The organism is Streptomyces tagetis (genome assembly GCF_018069565.1).
Lineage (GTDB): Bacteria > Actinomycetota > Actinomycetes > Streptomycetales > Streptomycetaceae > Streptomyces > Streptomyces tagetis.
Map to the genome: position 1 here is coordinate 376,894 of NZ_JAGPNL010000003.1, position 19,484 is coordinate 396,377.

A 19,484-nucleotide genomic window follows, 5' to 3' on the forward strand; every position below is an offset into this window, starting at 1 on the left:
CACCCCCGTCCGCCCCCCGGAGCCACGGCCCACCCGCCGCCGCCGGGGGGCGGACCCGTTCCAGCCCCCGGAACGCGGGTGAGGCGACCCCCCGCGGACCAGTAGGATTTCGCCCATGGCGGCCACTGGAACCGAGAAGCAGGGTGGCAAGGCGTTCTACGTCAGCACCCCCATCTACTACGTCAACGACGCTCCTCACCTGGGCCACGCCTACACGACCGTCGCAGGGGACGTGCTCACGCGCTGGCATCGTCAGCGCGGCGAGAAGGTGTGGTACCTCACCGGCACGGACGAGCACGGTCAGAAGATCATGCGTACCGCGGAGGCGAACGGCGTCAGCCCCCAGGAGTGGGCCGACAAGCTCGTCGACGAGGCGTGGAAACCCCTGTGGGACCACCTCGACATCGCCAACGACGACTTCATCCGCACCACGCAGCAGCGGCACACCGACCGCGTCCGGGAGTTCGTGCAGGACCTGCACGACAAGGGCGAGATCTACAAGGGCGGCTACGAGGGCCCGTACTGCGTGGGCTGCGAGGAGTACAAGCTCCCCGGCGAGCTGCTCGACGGCGAGGGCGAGTACGCCGGCCAGAAGCTGTGCCCGATCCACAAGAAGCCGGTGGAGATCCTCGCCGAGGAGAACTACTTCTTCAAGCTGAGCGAGTACGGCGACAAGCTCCTCGCGCACTACGAGGCCAACCCGGGCTTCATCCAGCCCGAGTCCGCGCGCAACGAGGTCGTGAACTTCGTCCGCCAGGGCCTCCAGGACCTGTCGATCTCCCGCTCCACCTTCGACTGGGGCATCCCGATCCCCTGGGACGACAAGCACGTCATCTACGTGTGGGTCGACGCGCTGCTGAACTACGCCACGGCGGTCGGCTACAACGAGAACCAGGAGAAGTTCGAGGCCACCTTCCCGGCCGACGTGCACCTGGTCGGCAAGGACATCCTCCGCTTCCACGCCGTGATCTGGCCGGCGATGCTGATGGCGCAGGGCCTGCCGCTGCCGGGGAAGATCGCCGCCAACGGCTGGCTGATGGTCGGCGGCGAGAAGATGTCGAAGTCGAACCTGACCGGTATCAAGCCCCAGGACCTGACCTCGCACTTCGGCGTCGACGCCTACCGCTGGTACTTCCTGCGGGCCATCGCCTTCGGGCAGGACGGCTCGTTCTCCTGGGAGGACTTCTCCGCCCGCTACACCAGCGAGCTGGCCAACGACTACGGCAACCTCGCCTCGCGCGTCACGGCCATGGTCGGCAAGTACTTCGACGGGGCCCTGCCGGAGGCGACCGCGGACGGCGACGCCGAGCGGGCCGTCCACGAGGCGCTCTCCCAGGCCGTCGCCGAGTCCGACCGGAAGATCGGCGAGGAGCTGGACTTCCAGGGCGGCATCCTGGCGATCTTCGACTTCGTCAAGCGGGTCAACGGCTACATCACCGAGCAGGAGCCCTGGAAGGTCGCCAAGGACACCTCCGAGGAGGGCCGCGCCCGCCTGGCGACGATCCTGTACACGGCCGCCGAGTCGCTGCGCGCGGTCGCCGTGCTGCTGAACCCGGTCATGCCGGAGACCAGCGCCAAGCTGTGGGAGTCGCTGGGGGCCGAGGCGTCCCTCGGCGCGCTCGCGGACCAGAAGGTCGGCGAGGCCGCCGACTGGGGCCGGCTGCCGGCCGGGTCCACCGTCACCAAGGGCGCGGTCCTGTTCCCGCGTCTCGAGGAGAAGCCGAGCGCGTAACGGCTCTGCCGCGACCGGGGCCCGGGAGGGGCGTTTCCCCCTCCCGGGCCCCGCGCTCTTGCGAGGATCGCGGTACGGCGGCCGGCCGGCCGCCGCGACGCACCGGGGGAGTCACCCATGGCACTGTTCGGCAACGCGCACGGCATCGACCCGGCACAGGCGCAGCAGGAGTACGCGCGTCTGCTGGGCCACGGCGAGCAGGTGCGGACCGCCTACCTGCTGATCCGCGACACGATCCTCTTCACCGACCGGCGGCTGCTGCTGATCGACAAGCAGGGCCTGACGGGGCGGAAGACGGAGTACCACTCGATCCCGTACCGGAGCATCACGCACTTCTCGGTGGAGACGGCCGGGCATCTGGACCTGGACGCCGAGCTGAAGATCTGGATCTCCGGCACCTCGGAGCCGGTGGAGAAGACCTTCACCAAGGGCGTCGACATCTACGAGGTGCAGGCGATCCTCACCGAGTTCGTGGCCCGGTAGCGCGCCCGCGGCCACGGCGAACGGAGGCGGGCGGGGCCCGGCGCCGGTGAACCGGTGCCGGGCCCCGCCCGCTGCCTCTTGTGGCCTGCCGTCCGTTACTTCGGCTACTTCGGCTGCGGCTTGCGCACCGTCAGGTGCAGTTCCCTCAGCCGGGCCTCGTCCAGCTCGCTCGGGGCGCCCATCATCAGGTCCTGGGCGTTGCCGTTGAGCGGGAAGGCGATCGTCTCGCGGATGTTGGGCTCGTCGGCGAGGAGCATGACGATGCGGTCGACGCCCGGGGCGATGCCGCCGTGCGGCGGGGCGCCGAAGCGGAAGGCGCGCAGCATGCCGGCGAACTCGCGCTCGACGGTCTCGGCGTCGTACCCGGCGATCTCGAACGCCTTGAGCATGATCTCCGGCTCGTGGTTCCGGATCGCGCCGGAGGACAGTTCGACGCCGTTGCAGACGATGTCGTACTGCCAGGCCAGGACGTCCAGCGGGTCCTGGTTCTCCAGGGCCTCCAGACCGCCCTGGGGCATCGAGAAGGGGTTGTGGGAGAAGTCGATCCGGCCGGTCTCCTCGTCCTTCTCGTACATCGGGAAGTCGACGATCCAGCAGAAGCGGAAGACGTTCTCCTCGAAGTGGCCGGCCCGGCGGGCGGCCTCGACCCGCACCGCGCCCATGATCTTGGAGACCTCGTCGAACTCGCCGGCGCCGAAGAAGACCGCGTGGCCGGCGGCGAGCGAGAGCCGCTTGGTCAGCTCGGCGACGTTCTCCTCGGTGAGGAACTTGGCGATCGGGCCGGTCAGCGAGCCGTCCTCGCCGACGCGGACCCAGGCCAGGCCCTTGGCGCCCTGCGCGATGGCGTAGTCGCCGAGCTGGTCGAAGAACTTGCGGGTCTGGCCGGCGACGTCCGGCACCGGCAGGGCGCGCACGTGCTTGCCGGCGAACGCCTTGAACGCGGAGCCCTCGAAGACGTCGGTGATGTCGACCAGCTCCAGGAGGGCGCGCAGGTCCGGCTTGTCGGAGCCGTACTTGACCATCGCCTCGCGGAACGGGATGCGCGGGAAGGGCGAGGTGACCTCGCGCCCCTCGCCGAACTCGGTGAACAGCTCGGTCATGAGCTGCTCGATCGGGCGGAAGATGTCCTCCTGCTCGACGAAGCTCATCTCGACGTCGAGCTGGTAGAACTCGCCCGGCGAACGGTCGGCGCGGGCGTCCTCGTCGCGGAAGCACGGCGCGATCTGGAAGTAGCGGTCGAAGCCGGAGACCATCAGCAACTGCTTGAACTGCTGGGGGGCCTGCGGCAGGGCGTAGAAGCGGCCCGCGTGCAGCCGGGAGGGCACCACGAAGTCGCGGGCGCCCTCGGGGGAGGTGGCGGTGAGGATGGGCGTCGCCATCTCGTTGAAGCCGAGGGCCACCATCTTGTGGCGGATGGCCGAGATGACCGCCGTGCGCAGCATGATGTTGCGGTGCATCCGCTCGCGGCGCAGGTCGAGGAAGCGGTACTCCAGGCGCCGCTCCTCGTTGACCCCGTCCTCGGTGTTGATGGTGAAGGGCAGCGGCTGGGCGGCGCCGAGCAGCTCGACCTCGCCCACCTCGACCTCGACCTCGCCGGTGGGCAGCTCGGGGTTGATGTTCTCGGCGCCACGGGAGACGACCTTGCCGTCGACGCGGACGGTCGACTCCTTGGTCATCCGGTCCAGCGCCTCGTACGCCTCCGTACCCGGACGGGCGACGAGCTGCGTGATGCCGTAGTGGTCGCGCAGATCGATGAAGAGGATGCCGCCCAGGTCGCGCCGATTGTGCAGCCAGCCACTCAGCCGGACGTCGGTGCCGACGTCAGAGGCGCGGAGCTCGCCGCAGGTGTGGGACCTGTACCGATGCATCGTCGTTCATCCAGTCTTCGCGGATCGGGGTCTGGGGATCACGGTGTCTCACGGTGCCGCACGGCCCATGCGCTCACGGTCCGTGTTTCACGTGAAACAACCCCAGCGTACCGGGGACTCGCGGCCTGCTTCCTCCCGCTTGTCGAGGGGCCGAGCGGTGGCAGCCTTCGATCACCTCTTCCTAAAGTGGGGCAATGCGCACTGGTGAGCCCCTGCCCGACGTGGGGGACGTCCTGGCCGCTCTCGCCACCGGCCTGTGGCAGTGGGACACCGCCGCCGGTGAGGTCACGGTCGACGCGGAGGCCGCCCGGCTGCTCGGGCTGCCGGCCCGCGGCGCCCTGCTCACCGAGGCCCAGGTGCGGGCCCGCGTCCACCCCGAGGACTGGAACGAGATCACCGGCGTGGTCCGGCTCGCCGCCGTCGAGGGCACGCTCGCCGAGGTCCGGCTGCGGATCATGGACGAACGGGACCACGTCGTCCGGGTGGCACGCAGCCGCTCCCGGCCCACCTTCAATCCCGGCCGCAAGTCGTACGAGCTGATCGGCACCCTCCAGGAGGTCGCCCAGCCGGAGCCGGGCACCCCGGCGGGGCGCCGGGCCGTCACCGGCGACTGGCGCCGCTCCCGGGAGGCGTTCCTGCTGGACGCGGGCCGGGCGCTGGCCGAGGCCCGGTCGACCAAGGAGGTGCTGCGGGTCGCGGCCGGACTGGCGATGCCGGGCTTCTCCCCGGAGGGGCTCGCGGTGTTCGGGGTGGAGGGCGACCGGCTGACCGTCATCGGCCACCACGGGCAGCAGGAGGGCGACGAGGGCCCCTTCGCCGACATGCCGCTCGACACCGCCTATCCGGCGGCCGAGGTGGTCCGCACCGGCCGGGCCGTCTACCTCTCCTCCCCCGAGGAGTACCGCGCCCGCTACCCGCTCACCTGGCCGCTCGCCGAGCCCTTCGACCGCCGCTCCTGGGCCTTCCTGCCGCTCACGGTGGCGGGACGCACCATGGGCGCCTGGATGGCGGGCTTCACCTACCCGGTCGGTTTCACCCCGGACGAGCGCTCGGTGCTGACCACCGTCGCCCGGATGCTGGCGCAGGCGCTCTCGCGGGCCGGGGCGGCGGAGACGCAGCGGGAGCTGACGGACGGGCTCCAGCGCTCCATGCTCCCGGTGCTGGGCCCCGACATCCCCGGCGTGGACATCGCCGCCCGCTATGTGCCCACCGGCGGCGGGCTCCAGGTCGGCGGCGACTGGTACGACCTGATCCCGCTGCCCGGGGGCCGTTTCGCCCTGGTCATCGGAGACGTCCAGGGGCACGACGTGCGGGCCGCCGGGCTGATGGGCCAGTTGCGGATCGCGCTGCGCGCCTACGCCTCCGAGGGCCACCGCCCGGACGCGGTGCTCACCCGCGCCTCCCGCTTCCTGTGCGGGATCAACGGCTCGGACGACGACCCCGGCGACGCGCGCTTCGCCACCTGCCTCTACGTCGAGGTCGACCCCCTCACCGGGACCGCGCAGAGCGCCCGCGCCGGGCATCTGAACCCGGTGGTGCGGATGGCGGACGGGACGGCGCTGATCCGGGCCACGGCGGGCGGGCTGCCGCTGGGCATCGACGCCGACGCCGACTACCCGACCACGCGGCTCGCCCTGGAGCCGGGCGACACCCTGATGCTCTGCACCGACGGGCTGGTCGAGACGGGCGGGCACGACCTCCAGAGCGGCTGGGTCCGGCTGCGGGACGTCCTGGAGCGGCACACGGGCGACCTGGAGGCGCTGGCCGACGCCCTGGTCGGGGTCGTCCACGGCCCGACCTCGTACTACACGACCGGTCCCCTCGTGGACCGGCGCGAGGACGACATCGCCCTGCTGCTCCTCTGCCGCCAGGACGTGGCGGCCGGGGCCCCGCCGCGGCGGGGGGCGCCGGCCCGGCGGACGATGCTGACGATCGCGCAGGCCGAGCCGGAGCGGATCGCCGCCGCCCGGGAGCACCTGCGCGACCTGCTGTACGACTGGCCGGACGGGGAACAGCGGGACGCGGCGGTGCTGCTGCTCTCCGAGATGCTGGCCAACGTCCTGGTCCACACCGACGCCGACGCCCTGCTGGTCGCCGAGGTGACCGGGGAGCCCGGCGAGCGGCGCATCCGTGTCGAGGTCAGCGACTCCGGCAAGGAACTGCCGCACAAGCGGCGACCGGGCGAGATGGCGTCCTCCGGGCGCGGCCTGGTGCTGATCGAGATGCTCGCGGACGCCTGGGGCGTCGCCCCGCGCGGCACGGGCAAGAGCATCTGGTACGAGGTCTACGAGTCCGGTCCCCCGGCGGAACCGGAGGACGGTCCGGGCGGCGGCGGGGCCGCGTAACGGTCCTGGAGTTCGTGCACGATGGCGAAGGCCGCCGCGGTGAGCGGCACGGCGAGGAGCACGCCGAGGATGCCGGCGACGGCGGCGCCCGCGGTCAGCGCGAGCAGCACCACCGCCGGATGCATCTGCACGGTCCGGCTCTGGACCACCGGCTGGAGCACGTGCCCCTCCAGCAACTGCACGGCGACCACCACCCCGAGCGCCCACAGGGCGACGACGAACCCCCGGTCGGCGAGGGCCACCAGCACGGCGACGGTGCCCGAGATGAAGGCGCCGAGGTAGGGGATGTAGGCGCCGACGAAGACCAGGGCGCCGAGCCCGAGCGCCCCGGGGACGCGCAACACCAGCAGGCCGATGGTGATGCAGAGGGCGTCGATGAGGGCGATGAAGGTGGTGCCGCGCATGAAGCCCTCGACGGCGCCGTAGGCCCGCCGGGCCATGGCCTCGACCGTGTCGGCGCTGTGCGGCGGGGCGATGGCCCGCACCGTGGCGACGGCGCGGTCGGAGTCGCGCAGGAAGAAGAAGACGAGGAGGAGGGCGAGGACGGCCACGGCGATGGTCTCGCCGACCACGCTCACCCCGTTGATCACCCCGGAGGCGGCCGTGCCGCCGAACTTGCCCAGCAGCTCGCGGGCGTTGGAGGCGACGTCGTCGAGGGAGGTGCCGGCCGCCCCGAAGTGCTCGGCGATGCCACGGGCGGCGTGCCGCAGCGAGGCGAGGATCTGGGCGCCGCTGTCGACGAGCGCGGCCACCACGATGTAGACGGCGCCGCCGACCACGGCGACGACGGCGACGCAGGTCAGCCCGGCGGCGAGCGAGCGCTGTACGCGGGCCCGCACGAGCCGCCGGTGCAGCGGCCGGAGCAGGGCGGTGCCGAGCAGGGCCAGCAGGACGGGGGTGACGGCGGTGCGCAGTTCGACGCAGATCCGGATGGCGACCCAGGCGACACCGCTGGCGAGCAGGAGGACCGCGCACCAGGCGGCGAAGCGTCGTACCGGGCCGGGGAGGAGCTGCACACCCCCAGCCGATCACGCATCGGCGCCCCTGTCCTGCGCGGACGGCCCGCCCGGGTGACGCCACGTCAGAAGCGGAAGCCTTGGGCCGGGCCCGGCCACCCGGCACGGGCGACGCCCCCCCCGGGCGGCCCCGGACCGCCGGGCACGGCGGCGGCCTCTTCACCGCGCCCCCGCCCGGACCGGCACCGCCTCGACTAACGCTCCGGCGGGCAGCCGTGAGCCCGGGTGACGGGCCACCCGCCCGCCCTCGGTTTCCCAGACCGCCTCCCGGAGCCTGTCCCCGAGCCCGTCCGCGAGTCTGTCCGCGAGCCCGTCCGCGCCGGCCGCCTCCTCCGCCCCGGTCCGGAAGGCGTCGGCCTCCCGGAGCAGAGCGCTCGCCGTGAGGCTCCGCGACGGGTCGCCGGCCGCGGCCATCAGCCAGGCCGCGGTGGCCGGGTCCGTCTGCGGCGGGATGATCAGCAGGTCCCAGCGGCCGACGGTGTAGGAGAGCAGCAACAGCTTGTGCGGGTCCTGTTCGGCCCTGAACCAGCCGACGCGCACCACGTGCCCCGACACGGGCACCCTGGGCGGGACGACCGGCCAGAAGGAGGGGTTCACCGTCACCCGCGTGATCCGCCCCCAGAGCGGGTCGAGTGCCTCGACGAGCGCCGGAAGCTCCGCCGTCAGGTCGCGGGAGCGGGGCCACCAGGCACCGTCGACGAGTGCGGGCGCGCTGCCGACCGGTGCCAGCGCGAACCGGGGCGGCCGAGCGGAAGGAGGGACCCGGTCTTGGACGCCGGGCGCGAGCGGGACGGTCGTGGTCATGAGGAGGACCCAACCCCGGGCCGGTCGTGGCCGGCCCGATCTCGTGGATCACCGCGAACGACGCCGGCGTGGAAGCCGGCGTACGGAGTGCTCTCGGTCATCACCCAGCGTACTCCTCGCCCTCCTCCGACGGGGGGCCGCGGGCCGCCGGCCGGCCGGGAGGCTCCGCGTCCGCCGCCGCGCGCGGCCCGCGCGCTCTCGGCACATGATGGAAATCCGGCCGAACACGCGGAGCTGACGATGACCGGGTGGCATGTGAGGGACTACGCCCAGGACGACCTGGAAGCGGTGATCCGTGTCGACGCGGAGAGCCGCCCGGCCGAGGAGCCGCCGCTCTTCCCGCTCGCGGACGCCGTGACGGCGCTCCAGAACCTCCATCCGGCGGTGGTGGCCACGGCGGACGACGTGGTGGTCGGCGCGGCGGTGAGCAGGGCGGAGGGCGACCGGGCGTGGATTCTGCGCATCTGCATGGCACCGGAGTGGCGGCACCAGGGGCTGGGCAGTGCCCTCATCACCGCCCTGGAGCACCGGCTCTTCTCCGCCGGCGTCCGCACCGTGCAGGCGGTCCTGCCCGAGGGCGGGACGGGTGCCGCGGCCCTGCACCACTGCGGTTTCGGCGCCCGCTCGGGGCTGGTCGTCTTCGAGAAGCGCGGGCCGGTGTCCCCTCAGGCGGTCGGCATGCTCTCCTCCCTCGGGGCCGAGCTGCCGCGCGGGGGGCTGTGGCAGAAGGTCTCGGGCATGCAGCGCGAGAAGCGGCTCATCGAACGCCGTCTGGTCCTGCCGCTCGCCCACCCCGAGCTGGCCGCCCAGCACGGGGTGGAACTGCCCCGGGCGGTGATGCTCTTCGGCCCGCCCGGCACCGGGAAGAGCACGTTCGCGCACGCGATCGCCGACCGCCTGGGGTGGCCCTTCCTGGAACTGTTCCCGGCCCGGCTGGCCGCCGAGTACGGCCTGGCGAGCGGGCTGAGCCGGCGTTTCGACGAGATCGCCGAACTCGACCACGTGCTCGTCTTCATCGACGAGGTCGAGGAGGTCGCCGGGGCCCGCAGCGGTGCGGACGCCACCGCGGTCGGCGTCGTCAACGAGCTGCTCAAGGCGATCGTCCGGTTCCGCGGCCAGGACGGGCGGCTGCTCGTGTGCGCCACGAACGACGTGACGACGCTCGACCCGGCCTTCCTGCGCCACGGCCGCTTCGACTACGTGCTGCCCATCGGACCACCCGACCACACCGCCCGGACCGCGCTGTGGGAGAGCTACCTGACGCGGTCGGGCGCGGAGGCCGACAGCGCGGTGCTCGCCTCGGCCAGCGAGGGGTTCACCCCGGCCGACATCGCCCATGTCGCGCGGACCGTGTCCCAGTTCCGCTTCGAGCGCACCTTCGACACCGGTACCCGGACCGTGCCGACCACGGACGACTACCTGGCGACGATCCGCGACACCCGGCCCACGGTCGACGCGGCCACGGCGCGCGAGTTCGCCGAGCAGACGGACACCTTCGCCCGCATCTAGGGGCGTCGACGAGGCCGGAAGGCGCGGTCAGAGCCAGTCCTTGCGCCTGAAGGTCAGGTACAGCAGGAGGGACACGATCACGATGAGGGCGCCGGAGGAGAGGAGCCCGGACTCGCGGCCGAAGCCGGGGTAGGGCAGGTTCTGGCCGTAGTAGCCGGTGATCGCGGTGGGCACGGCGATGATCGCGGCCCAGCTCGTCACCTTCTTCATGATGAGGTTCATGCGATTGGCCTGGACCGAGAGGTTCGTCTCCATGACCGAGGCCACGAGGTCCCGCAGTGACTCGGTCCACTCGGTGGCACGCAGCACGTGGTCGTAGACGTCCTGGTAGTACGGGACGAGCGGGTCGGTGATCAGGTGGAGGCCGGGCCGCATGAGGGAGTTGACGACCTCCCGCATGGGGAGCACGACCCGGCGCAGCCGGACGAGCGACTTGCGCAGGGCGAACGTGCGGCGCTGCACGGCCTCGATCTGCCGTCGCCCGCCCTCGAAGAGCAGGCTCTCGACCTCCTCGATGCTGTCGTCCAGTTGCTGGACCGCGGCGAAGTGGCCGTCCACGACGTGGTCGAGCAGGCCGTGCAGCAGGAATCCGACGCCGTGGCCGGCCAGGTCCGGGCTCTCGTCCCAGCGGGCGACGACGCCCTCGATGTCGAACCCGTCGTCCTTGCGGACGGTGATCATCGCCTGCCCGGTGAGGAACACGGCGATCTCGCTGTACGTCAGCTCCGCACCGTCCGGGCTGACGGTGACGGCGTACGCGTTGAGGAACGCGTGGGTGCGGTAGCGGTCGAGCTTCGGCCGCTGCCCGCGCTGCGAGGCGTCCTCCAGCGCGAGTTCGTGGATGCCGAACTCCTCGCCGAGCAGCGCGAACTCCTCGGCGCCGGGGCGGTACAGGTCCAGCCACACCACCGACGCCGGATCGGTGAGATGCCCGGAGACCTCACGGACCGGGACGTCCTCGCTGACGAGAGTGCCGTCGTGGTACAGCCGGGTGCGCGTCACCATGGCCCGAGGCTAATGTCTCCCACCCGGTTCCCAACGATTCGCCCGCCTCCCAGCGCGGCCGGAGCTCCCAGCCGAAACCCTTCCCGGTCGTTCACGACGAACGGACCGCAGTGCGCCATCGGCTCCCGCGGTTCACATGGATCACGACCACACCCGCCCTGCACGCTCGGTACCGTCTCGAATGGCGGTTTCGAGCCCGGCCCGAACGTGACGCGGATCAAGGGGAGTTCAAGTGACTGACGTGCGGCCCAGCCAGCGGATGCGGGACCTCGGAGTCGTCCAGCTCGGCGCCGGCGTCCTCGCCGAACCGGCCCGCGCCTTCGATCTGCCCGCCGAGCGCGACGAGGCCGAGCGCATCACCGACGAGTTGTTCGCCGCCATGGAGCGGATCGGCCAGGTCCACCCCTTCGCCAAGGGCATGGGCATCGCCGCCCCGCAGATCGGCATCGCACGCGCCGCCGCAGTCGTCCGGCCGCCCGGCGACGCCCCGGCCGTCATCCTGCTGAACCCGCACATCACGGACTGCTCCGGGGAGACGGACGAGCAGTACGAGGGCTGCCTCAGCTTCTTCGACGTCCGGGGCCTCGTCCCCCGCCCGTTGAGCATCACCGTCGAGACCACGACCCTGACCGGCGAGCCCGTCACCACCGGGTACGCACGCGGCCTCGCCCGCCTCGTCCACCACGAGATCGACCACCTCGACGGGCTGCTGTACACGGCTCGCATGAGGTCCGGCGTCGGCCCGATCCCCGTCGAGGAGTACCGGCAGACCGGCCGGGCCTGGGCCTACGAGTAGGCCCAGGCCACCGACCCGGCCGACGAAGAGGCCCGTGGTCCGGCCGACGGAGGCCTCGGTCTGGAGCTTGCTCGTAAGCTCGGCCCCCTGTAATCCCACTCCCAGCACGTGCTTGCTCCAGCAGCATCAGGAGAAACCAGCGATGAAGGCCGAAGGCCGAGGCGATGAAGAACACTCTCGATGGCAGATGCATGCTCACGCCGAGGGGGAGGGGCGCGTGTATCAGGCCGGCCGCGATCAGCACCTGACGGTGCACGTTCACGATGGGCGGCCACAGCCCACCTCGGCTCGGGACCTTCGCACTGCCCTTGCGCCGCTCTACGTACTACTTGGGTTCGTGGGCTTTGCCACATTGGCAGTCGGTGGCCTCACTGCCTGTCTGGTGTTCCGGGGCTCCGGTTTAAGCATCATGTTCTTCCAGTCCTGCGGGATTGCTGCCGCGGGACTGGCACTGACGATGATCGTGGAGCGGAGCTTCACCGGGCGTTGGCACAGGTGGTCCCGCAACCGTCGACGAGCACGGCGCCGGTAAGCGGGAGGCTGATTGCCTGCCCCCGACTGACCAGGTCGAAGCCCGACAGCAGGTGCGTACGAGCCCGGACCAGAACCGGACCGGGCTCGTACGCATACGGAACACGCCCGCCGAGGCCCCCTACAGACCGCCCTCCGTCATCCCGTGGACGGCCGGGATCGAGCCCAGGCGGCCCTTTTGGAAGTCCTCGAAGGCTTGCTGGAGTTCCTCGCGGGTGTTCATGACGAACGGGCCGTAGTGGGCCATCGGCTCCCGGATCGGCCGGCCGCCGAGCAGGACGATCTCCAGGTCGGGGGTGTGGGAGTCCTGCTTCTCGTCCGCGCGGACGGTCAGCGAGGAGCCCGCGCCGAAGACGGCGGTCTGGCCCAGGTGGACCGGGCGCCGCTCGGCGCCGACGCTGCCGCGGCCGGCCATGACGTAGGCGAGGCCGTTGAAGTCCTCGCGCCAGGGCAGGGTGACCTCGGCGCCCGGCGCCAGCGTCGCGTGGATCATGGTGATGGGGGTGTGGGTGATGCCGGGGCCCTCGTGGCCGTCCAGCTCGCCCGCGATGACGCGCAGGAGCGCGCCGCCGTCGGGGGAGGTCAGGAGCTGGACGCTGCCGCCGCGGATGTCCTGGTAGCGCGGGGCCATCATCTTGTCCTCGGCCGGCAGGTTCACCCAGAGCTGGAGGCCGTGGAAGAGGCCGCCGGAGACGACCAGTTCCTCCGGCGGGGCCTCGATGTGCAGGAGGCCGGAGCCGGCCGTCATCCACTGGGTGTCGCCGTCGGTGATGGTCCCGCCGCCGCCGTGGCTGTCCTGGTGGTCGAAGGTGCCGTCGATGATGTAGGTGACGGTCTCGAAGCCGCGGTGGGGGTGCCAGGGCGTTCCCTTGGGCTCGCCGGGCGCGTACTCCACCTCACCCATCTGGTCCATCATGATGAACGGGTCGAGATGGCGGTAGTTGATCCCGGCGAACGCGCGGCGCACCGGGAAGCCCTCCCCCTCGAAACCGCCGGGCGCGGTCGTGACGGTGAGCACGGGACGCGCGACGGCGTCGGCGGGCGCGGATACACGGGGCAGCGTCAACGGGTTCTCGACGGTCACTGCGGGCATGTCGGTACCTCCTCGGGTACGACCACTTTAGTTGAGCGTTGAACTTCTTGCCACCCCCAACCGAGAGAGCCCGGAGGGCATTCCCTCCGGGCTCGCTTCGAGTGGGGCACGTCAGCCGCGCGTCCGGCGCGTCATCCGTACATCCGGCGCATGGCGAAATCGACCATCTGTTCGACGGCCTTGGCGTCGAACACCATCCGGTGCTCGCCCTCCATGTCCAGCACGAAGCCGTACCCCGTCGGCAGCAGGTCGATCACCTCCGCGCCGGTGATCACGAAGTACTTGGACTCCTTGCCCGCGTAGCGGCGCAACTCCTTGAGCGAGGTGAACATCGGGATCACCGGCTGCTGTGTGTTGTGAAGGGCCAGGAAGCCGGGGTTGTCGCCGCGTGGGCAGTAGACCTTCGAGGTGGCGAAGATCTGCTGGAAGTCCTCGGCGGCCATCTGCCCGGTCGTGAAGGCGCGCACCGCGTCCGCGAGCGAAGGCGGGGACGGCTCGGGGTACAGCGGCGGCTGTTGCCCGTATCCGCCGGACATCGGCTGCTGCGGCGGGGCGTACTGCTGCTGAGGGCCCGCGGTCTGGTCGTAGCCGTACATGCGGCAAAGAGTAACGAGTCACAGATGGACCGCTTGGGGTTGCTTCTTATTACCGACGGGTAGCATCATCGAAACACCAATCGGAACGTGTACGGACGCGAGGAGACAGTGCCTCGCCGATCTCTCAACGGAGCCATCGCCATGGGGCACTACAAGCCGAATCTCCGGGACATCGAGTTCAACCTCTTCGAGGTGCTCGGCCGCGACAAGCTGTACGGCACCGGCCCGTTCGCGGAGATGGACACCGACACCGCCCGCAGCGTCCTGGAGGAGCTGACCCGGCTCGCCGAGAACGAGCTGGCCGAGTCCTTCACCGACGCCGACCGCAACCCGCCGGTCTTCGACCCGGAGACGAACACCGCTCCGGTCCCCGCGTCCTTCAAGAAGAGCTACCAGGCCTTCATGGACTCCGAGTACTGGCGGCTCGGCCTGCCCGAGGCCATCGGCGGCACCACCGCGCCGCCCTCGCTGATCTGGGCCTACGCCGAGCTGATCCTGGGCGCCAACCCGGCCGTGTGGATGTACTCCTCCGGCCCCGCCTTCGCCGGCATCCTCCACGACGAGGGCACCGACGAGCAGAAGAAGATCGCCAAGATCGCCGTCGAGCGCCAGTGGGGCTCCACCATGGTCCTCACCGAGCCCGACGCCGGCTCCGACGTGGGCGCAGGCCGCACCAAGGCCGTCCGGCAGGAGGACGGCTCCTGGCACATCGAGGGCGTGAAGCGCTTCATCACCTCGGGCGAGCACGACATGTCCGAGAACATCCTCCACTACGTCCTCGCCCGCCCCGAGGGCGCCGGCCCCGGCACCAAGGGCCTCTCCCTCTTCCTCGTCCCGAAGTACCTCTTCGACGCCGAGACCGGCGAGCCGGGCGAGCGCAACGGCGTCTACGCCACCAACGTCGAGCACAAGATGGGCCTCAAGGCGTCCAACACCTGCGAGATGACCTTCGGCGACCGCCACCCCGCCAAGGGCTGGCTGATCGGCGAGAAGCACGACGGCATCCGCCAGATGTTCCGCATCATCGAGTTCGCCCGCATGATGGTCGGCACGAAGGCGATCTCCACCCTCTCCACCGGCTACCTCAACGCCCTGGAGTACGCCAAGGAGCGCGTCCAGGGCCCCGACCTGGCCAACTTCATGGACAAGGCCGCGCCCAAGGTCACCATCACCCACCACCCCGACGTGCGCCGCTCGCTCATGACGCAGAAGGCGTACGCGGAGGGCATGCGCGCGCTGGTCCTCTACACCGCCTCCGTCCAGGACACCATCGCGGTCAAGGAGGCCGAGGGCGAGGACACCAGCGCCGACCACGCCCTCAACGACCTGCTCCTGCCCATCGTCAAGGGGTACGGCTCCGAGAAGGGCTACGAGCAGCTCGCCCAGTCGCTCCAGACCTTCGGCGGCTCCGGCTTCCTGCAGGAGTACCCGATCGAGCAGTACATCCGCGACTCCAAGATCGACACCCTCTACGAGGGCACCACGGCCATCCAGGGCCAGGACTTCTTCTTCCGGAAGATCGTCCGCAACCAGGGCGCCGCGCTCAACTCCCTCGCCGAGGACATCAAGAAGTTCCTCGCCCTCGCCACCGGCGGCGAGCAGCTCTCCGCCGCCCGCGAGCACCTGGCGAAGGCCGCCGTCGAGCTGGAGGCCCTGGTCGGCCTCATGCTCACCGACCTGGCCGCCACCGAGCAGGACGTCAAGAACATCTACAAGGTCGGGCTCAACACCACCCGCCTGCTGATGGCCTCCGGCGACGTGATCGTCGGCTACCTGCTCCTCAAGGGCGCCGCCGTCGCCGCCGAGAAGCTGCCGACCGCCTCCGCCAGGGACCGGGCCTTCTACACCGGCAAGATCGCCGCGGCGACGTTCTTCGCCGCCACCGTCCTGCCCGGCGTCACCCTGGCCCGCAAGGTCGCCCAGGGCGTCGAGCTGGACCTCATGGAGCTGGACGAGGCCGCCTTCTGACCCCGGTCCGGGCCGCGCGCCCGGACCCCCGAAGGGTGCCTCCACACTCTCCTCACGGGGCCCGCTCCCACCGACGGGAGCGGGCCCCGTCCCGTCGTTAAGGTGAACCCATGAGCGAACCTCCCCGTTTCGACCGCGGTCACACCGACGACCTGATGTCCTTCCTGGCCGCCAGTCCGACGCCGTACCACGCCGTGGCCAACGCCGCCGAACGGCTGGAGAAGGCCGGCTTCCGGCAGGTCTCGGAGACGGCCTCCTGGGACGAGTCGGCGGAGGTCTCCGCCGCGGGGAGCGGCGGACGGTACGTGCTGCGCGGCGGCGCGATCGTGGCCTGGTACGTGCCCGAGGGCGCCCGGCCGCACACCCCCTTCCGCATCGTCGGCGCGCACACCGACTCGCCCAACCTGCGGGTCAAGCCCCGCCCGGACAGCGGGGCGCACGGCTGGCGCCAGGTCGCCGTGGAGATCTACGGCGGACCGCTGCTCAACTCCTGGCTCGACCGCGACCTCGGCCTCGCCGGCCGGCTGAGCCTGCGCGACGGCACCACCCGCCTGGTCGACGTCGCCCGGCCGCTGCTGCGCGTGCCCCAGCTCGCCATCCACCTGGACCGCACGGTCTCCGCCGAGGGCCTCAAGCTGGACAAGCAGCGCCACCTCCAGCCCGTGTGGGGCCTCGCCGACACCGTCCGCGACGGCGACCTCGTCGCCTTCCTGGAGGAGGAGGCGGGGATCGCCCCGGGCGAGGTGACCGGCTGGGACCTGATGACCCACCCCGTGGAGCCCCCGGCGTACCTGGGCCGCGACCGCGAGCTGGTGGCCGGCCCGCGCATGGACAACCTGCTCTCCGTGCACGCCGGGGTGGCCGCGCTGACCGCCGCCGCCTCCTCCGGCGGGCCGCTGCCGTACGTCCCCGTCCTCGCCGCCTTCGACCACGAGGAGAACGGCTCCCAGTCGGACACCGGCGCCGACGGCCCGCTGCTCGGCGGGGTGCTGGAGCGCTCCGTCCTGGCACGCGGCGGCTCCTGGGAGGACCGGGCGCGGGCCTTCGCGGGCACCGTGTGCCTCTCCTCCGACACCGGGCACGCCGTCCACCCCAACTACGCCGAGCGGCACGACCCGACGCACCACCCGCGCGTCAACGGCGGCCCCATCCTCAAGGTCAACGTCAACAACCGCTACGCGACGGACGGTTCGGGCCGGGCGGTGTTCGCCGCCGCCTGCGAGAAGGCGGGCGTGCCCTTCCAGACCTTCGTCTCGAACAACTCCATGCCCTGCGGCACCACCATCGGCCCGATCACCGCGGCCCGGCACGGCATCCAGACCGTCGACATCGGCGTGGCGATCCTGTCGATGCACAGCGCGCGGGAGTTGTGCGGCGCCGAGGACCCCCACCTCCTCGCCGAGGCGCTGACGGCGTTCCTGACGGGCTGAGGCGGGCCGGGGCGGGCCGGGGTGTTGCCGGGGCGTACCGCTGCGGCTCGCGTCGGCAACACCCCGTCGCCGCATGGGTGTTCCGCCCGGGGGTACCCGAACGGACCGGATCGGCCGGAGAGTCCGGCCCGACCGGACCTACAGGGAGGCGACGCTCATGGGCCTCGGCGGATGCATCATCCTCATCGCCGTGGGAGCCATCCTCACGTTCGCGACCGACTGGGAGATGCGGGGCGTCGACCTCGACCTGGTCGGCGTCATCCTCATGGTCGTCGGACTGATCGGGGTCGCCACGTTCGGCAGCATCGCCCGGCGACGCCGGGTGGTGATGCCGCCGGCGACCCCGATCGTCGAGGACCGGCCCCACCACCACCCCCGCGACGGGTACGACGACGGCTACGGCGTCTGATCCGCGCCGGCGCCGGCTTCGGCGTCCAGTCCGGCGAGGACCAGCGGCAGCCGCGTGGCGCCGGACGCGGTCAGCCGGACCGGGACGCCCCAGTCCTGCTGGTGGACGTGGCAGGCCGGGTACTCGTTGGCCGGGTCGTCGTCGCAGGACGCGGCCATCGCGGAGACGTGCAGGACGCCCTCCGGCACCCCGGAGTCCAGCTCCAGGACCCGGCGGAGGTCGGTCCCCGCGCCCTCCCCCGAGCGCAGCAGCTCGGGCGGGGTGGCGGAGACCAGCAGCCGGGTCGAGGGCCCGTAGCGGGTGTCGAGCTTCTGCCCGGCGGGCGCCTGGAAGACCACGTCGAGCCGGAGGGTGCCCGGGGCCACCTCGGTCGCCTCGCGCCGCGTGCGGTGGGCGACCGCCTCGACGCGGACCGCCTCCTCGGGCAGCCGCAGCCGGGTCAGCCGGTGCCGGGCCGACTCCACGACCACGATGTCGTCGCCCACGAGGACGGCGTCGCTCGGCTCGCGCAGGTCGGTGGCGAGCGTCGTCACCTGCCCGGTCGCCGGGTCGTAGCGGCGCAGGGCGTGGTTGTAGGTGTCGGCGACCGCGACCGAGCCGTCGGGGAGCACGGTGACGCCCAGCGGGTGCTGGAGCAGGGCCTGGCCGGCCTCCCCGTCGCGGTGGCCGAAGTCGAACAGGCCGGTGCCGACGGCGGTGTGGACGGTGCCGTCGGCGTCCACGAAGCGCAGGGCGGAGGTCTCGGAGTCGGCGAGCCAGAGCCGGTCGGCGCCGGCCGCGAGCCCGGACGGCTGGGCGAACCACGCCTGGGCGCCGGGTCCGTCGACGAGCCCCTCGTTGGTGGTGCCGGCGGTGACGCTCACACGGCCGTCGGCCGGGTCGTAGGCCCAGAGCTGGTGGACGCCGGCCATGGCGATCCACACCCGGTCCCGCCACCAGGCGACGTCCCAGGGCGAGGAGAGGCCGACCTCGCGCCCGGGGCCCTCGGTGGGCTCGCCCTGCATCCACTGGCGGCCGGTGCCGGCCAGGGTGGTGACCTCGCCGGTCGCCGGGTCGAAGCGGCGCAGCGCGTGGTTGACGGTGTCGGCGACGACGACCGTGCCGTCGGGCAGCGCCGCGAGGCCCTGCGGCTCCTGGAAACGGGCCCGGTCCGCCGGGCCGTCGGCCAGCCCCCGGGTGCCGTCGCCGATCCGGCGCAGGACGCTCTCCCCGTCCTCGGCCAGCTCGACGAGCTGGTGCCGGGTGGTGTCGCTGACCAGGAAGGTCCCGGTGGGCAGCAGCAGCGCCTTGCCGGGGAAGCGCAGCACGGTCGGCTCCGGCTCCGGCGCCACATAAGGCCCGTCGCCACGCCGCAGGGTGCCCTTCGCGGCGTGCTCCGCCTCCAGCTCCTCCACCAGCTTCTCGATGGCGTGCGCGTGCCCCTCGCCGGCGTGCTGGGCGACGATGTGGCCCTCGGGGTCGATGACGACCAGCGTGGGCCAGGCCCGCACCGCGTACTGCTTCCAGGTGGCCAGCTCCGGGTCGTCGAGCACCGGGTGCTCCACGCCGTACCGCTCGACCGCGTCGACCACCGCCCGGTGCTCGGCCTCGTGCGCGAACTTCGGCGAGTGCACGCCGACGATCACGAGGGTGTCCCGGTGCTTCTCCTCCAGCTCCCGCAGCTCGTCGAGGACGTGGAGGCAGTTGACACAGCAGAAGGTCCAGAAATCGAGCACCACGATCCGGCCTCGGAGCTCCGCGAGGGACAGCTCCTTGCCGCCGGTGTTGATCCAGGACCGTCCTCGCAGCTCAGGGGCGCGGACGCGGGCACGTCGGGGCGCGGGGGTGGGCGCCGGAGCATCGTTCATGCTTCAAGCTTGCCACCCTGGTATGAACGTCGGATCACACCCGTACGGCGGG

The 19,484-nt window shown here is 71.8% G+C and carries 15 protein-coding genes; 8 read left to right on the forward strand and 7 right to left on the reverse strand.

All coding sequences use genetic code 11. The features are described 5' to 3' along the window. Nucleotides 1-115 precede the first annotated feature (115 nt). Nucleotides 116-1,732 (forward strand): methionine--tRNA ligase, encoded by a 1,617-nt coding sequence (gene metG / locus J5Y05_RS13755; protein WP_210872052.1) that lies wholly within the window; start codon nucleotides 116-118, stop codon nucleotides 1,730-1,732. Between the two features lie 117 nt (nucleotides 1,733-1,849). Beyond that, complete coding sequence (locus tag J5Y05_RS13760; RefSeq protein WP_210872054.1) at nucleotides 1,850-2,215, forward strand: PH domain-containing protein; 366 nt, start codon at nucleotides 1,850-1,852, stop codon at nucleotides 2,213-2,215. A gap of 104 nt (nucleotides 2,216-2,319) precedes the next feature. Here the strand turns inward: J5Y05_RS13760 and aspS are convergent, their stop codons facing one another. Then, the gene (aspS, locus tag J5Y05_RS13765; protein ID WP_210872056.1) at nucleotides 2,320-4,083 is read right to left on the reverse strand and encodes an aspartate--tRNA ligase; all 1,764 of its coding nucleotides are present in this window, start codon (nucleotides 4,081-4,083) and stop codon (nucleotides 2,320-2,322) included. Between the two features lie 194 nt (nucleotides 4,084-4,277). Between aspS and J5Y05_RS13770 the strand changes: the two genes are divergently transcribed. Beyond that, nucleotides 4,278-6,428 (forward strand): SpoIIE family protein phosphatase, encoded by a 2,151-nt coding sequence (locus J5Y05_RS13770; RefSeq protein ID WP_210872058.1) that lies wholly within the window; start codon nucleotides 4,278-4,280, stop codon nucleotides 6,426-6,428. On the opposite strand, the gene J5Y05_RS13775 is transcribed toward J5Y05_RS13770, so the two are convergent. Beyond that, nucleotides 6,368-7,444, reverse strand: coding sequence for an AI-2E family transporter (locus J5Y05_RS13775; protein WP_210872060.1), 1,077 nt, complete (start codon nucleotides 7,442-7,444; stop codon nucleotides 6,368-6,370). The two genes, J5Y05_RS13770 and J5Y05_RS13775, sit on opposite strands and share 61 nt — an antisense overlap. A 159-nt stretch (nucleotides 7,445-7,603) precedes the next feature. Next, a complete protein-coding gene (locus J5Y05_RS13780) occupies nucleotides 7,604-8,248 on the reverse strand; it encodes a DUF5994 family protein (protein ID WP_210872062.1) in 645 nt (214 codons plus the stop codon). Nucleotides 8,249-8,488: 240 nt separating this feature from the next. Here J5Y05_RS13780 and J5Y05_RS13785 point away from each other — a divergent pair, with 240 nt between their 5' ends. After that, nucleotides 8,489-9,757 carry an ATP-binding protein gene (locus J5Y05_RS13785; protein WP_210872064.1) on the forward strand — a complete coding sequence of 423 codons (1,269 nt, stop codon included), beginning with the start codon at nucleotides 8,489-8,491 and terminating at the stop codon, nucleotides 9,755-9,757. 27 nt (nucleotides 9,758-9,784) lie between these two features. On the opposite strand, the gene J5Y05_RS13790 is transcribed toward J5Y05_RS13785, so the two are convergent. Further along, nucleotides 9,785-10,762 (reverse strand): magnesium transporter CorA family protein, encoded by a 978-nt coding sequence (locus tag J5Y05_RS13790; protein WP_247614630.1) that lies wholly within the window; start codon nucleotides 10,760-10,762, stop codon nucleotides 9,785-9,787. Between the two features lie 232 nt (nucleotides 10,763-10,994). Here J5Y05_RS13790 and J5Y05_RS13795 point away from each other — a divergent pair, with 232 nt between their 5' ends. After that, complete coding sequence (locus J5Y05_RS13795) at nucleotides 10,995-11,558, forward strand: peptide deformylase (RefSeq protein ID WP_210872065.1); 564 nt, start codon at nucleotides 10,995-10,997, stop codon at nucleotides 11,556-11,558. Between the two features lie 652 nt (nucleotides 11,559-12,210). Here the strand turns inward: J5Y05_RS13795 and J5Y05_RS13800 are convergent. Both J5Y05_RS13800 and J5Y05_RS13805 read right to left on the reverse strand, forming a co-directional pair. Continuing rightward, nucleotides 12,211-13,182, reverse strand: a complete 972-nt coding sequence (locus J5Y05_RS13800) for a pirin family protein (protein WP_210872067.1) — start codon at nucleotides 13,180-13,182, stop codon at nucleotides 12,211-12,213. A gap of 131 nt (nucleotides 13,183-13,313) precedes the next feature. Then, on the reverse strand, nucleotides 13,314-13,778 hold the full coding sequence (locus J5Y05_RS13805; RefSeq protein ID WP_030421053.1) for an SseB family protein: 465 nt from the start codon (nucleotides 13,776-13,778) through the stop codon (nucleotides 13,314-13,316). A 141-nt stretch (nucleotides 13,779-13,919) separates the two neighbouring features. Here J5Y05_RS13805 and J5Y05_RS13810 point away from each other — a divergent pair, with 141 nt between their 5' ends. From J5Y05_RS13810 to J5Y05_RS13820, 3 genes are all read left to right on the forward strand, one after another. Beyond that, entirely contained in the window at nucleotides 13,920-15,746 is a 1,827-nt protein-coding gene (locus J5Y05_RS13810; RefSeq protein ID WP_210872069.1) for an acyl-CoA dehydrogenase, read from the forward strand. Nucleotides 15,747-15,856: 110 nt separating this feature from the next. Continuing rightward, the gene (locus tag J5Y05_RS13815; RefSeq protein WP_210872070.1) at nucleotides 15,857-17,176 is read left to right on the forward strand and encodes a M18 family aminopeptidase; all 1,320 of its coding nucleotides are present in this window, start codon (nucleotides 15,857-15,859) and stop codon (nucleotides 17,174-17,176) included. Between the two features lie 157 nt (nucleotides 17,177-17,333). Then, entirely contained in the window at nucleotides 17,334-17,585 is a 252-nt protein-coding gene (locus tag J5Y05_RS13820; RefSeq protein ID WP_210872072.1) for a DUF6458 family protein, read from the forward strand. Here J5Y05_RS13820 and J5Y05_RS13825 read toward each other — a convergent pair. After that, nucleotides 17,573-19,432 carry an NHL domain-containing thioredoxin family protein gene (locus tag J5Y05_RS13825; protein ID WP_210872074.1) on the reverse strand — a complete coding sequence of 620 codons (1,860 nt, stop codon included), beginning with the start codon at nucleotides 19,430-19,432 and terminating at the stop codon, nucleotides 17,573-17,575. The genes J5Y05_RS13820 and J5Y05_RS13825 overlap by 13 nt on opposite strands. Nucleotides 19,433-19,484 lie beyond the last annotated feature (52 nt).

What these genes read in the sequence shown, in the direction of transcription:
- metG (WP_210872052.1), top strand. Translation starts at nt 116, where the DNA reads ATGGCGGCCACTGGAACCGAGAAGCAGGGTGGCAAGGCGTTCTACGTC.
- J5Y05_RS13760 (WP_210872054.1), top strand. Translation starts at nt 1,850, where the DNA reads ATGGCACTGTTCGGCAACGCGCACGGCATCGACCCGGCACAGGCGCAG.
- aspS (WP_210872056.1), bottom strand. Translation starts at nt 4,083, where the DNA reads ATGCATCGGTACAGGTCCCACACCTGCGGCGAGCTCCGCGCCTCTGAC.
- J5Y05_RS13770 (WP_210872058.1), top strand. Translation starts at nt 4,278, where the DNA reads ATGCGCACTGGTGAGCCCCTGCCCGACGTGGGGGACGTCCTGGCCGCT.
- J5Y05_RS13780 (WP_210872062.1), bottom strand. Translation starts at nt 8,248, where the DNA reads ATGACCACGACCGTCCCGCTCGCGCCCGGCGTCCAAGACCGGGTCCCT.
- J5Y05_RS13785 (WP_210872064.1), top strand. Translation starts at nt 8,489, where the DNA reads ATGACCGGGTGGCATGTGAGGGACTACGCCCAGGACGACCTGGAAGCG.
- J5Y05_RS13790 (WP_247614630.1), bottom strand. Translation starts at nt 10,762, where the DNA reads ATGGTGACGCGCACCCGGCTGTACCACGACGGCACTCTCGTCAGCGAG.
- J5Y05_RS13800 (WP_210872067.1), bottom strand. Translation starts at nt 13,182, where the DNA reads ATGCCCGCAGTGACCGTCGAGAACCCGTTGACGCTGCCCCGTGTATCC.
- J5Y05_RS13805 (WP_030421053.1), bottom strand. Translation starts at nt 13,778, where the DNA reads ATGTACGGCTACGACCAGACCGCGGGCCCTCAGCAGCAGTACGCCCCG.
- J5Y05_RS13810 (WP_210872069.1), top strand. Translation starts at nt 13,920, where the DNA reads ATGGGGCACTACAAGCCGAATCTCCGGGACATCGAGTTCAACCTCTTC.
- J5Y05_RS13815 (WP_210872070.1), top strand. Translation starts at nt 15,857, where the DNA reads ATGAGCGAACCTCCCCGTTTCGACCGCGGTCACACCGACGACCTGATG.
- J5Y05_RS13820 (WP_210872072.1), top strand. Translation starts at nt 17,334, where the DNA reads ATGGGCCTCGGCGGATGCATCATCCTCATCGCCGTGGGAGCCATCCTC.
- J5Y05_RS13825 (WP_210872074.1), bottom strand. Translation starts at nt 19,432, where the DNA reads ATGAACGATGCTCCGGCGCCCACCCCCGCGCCCCGACGTGCCCGCGTC.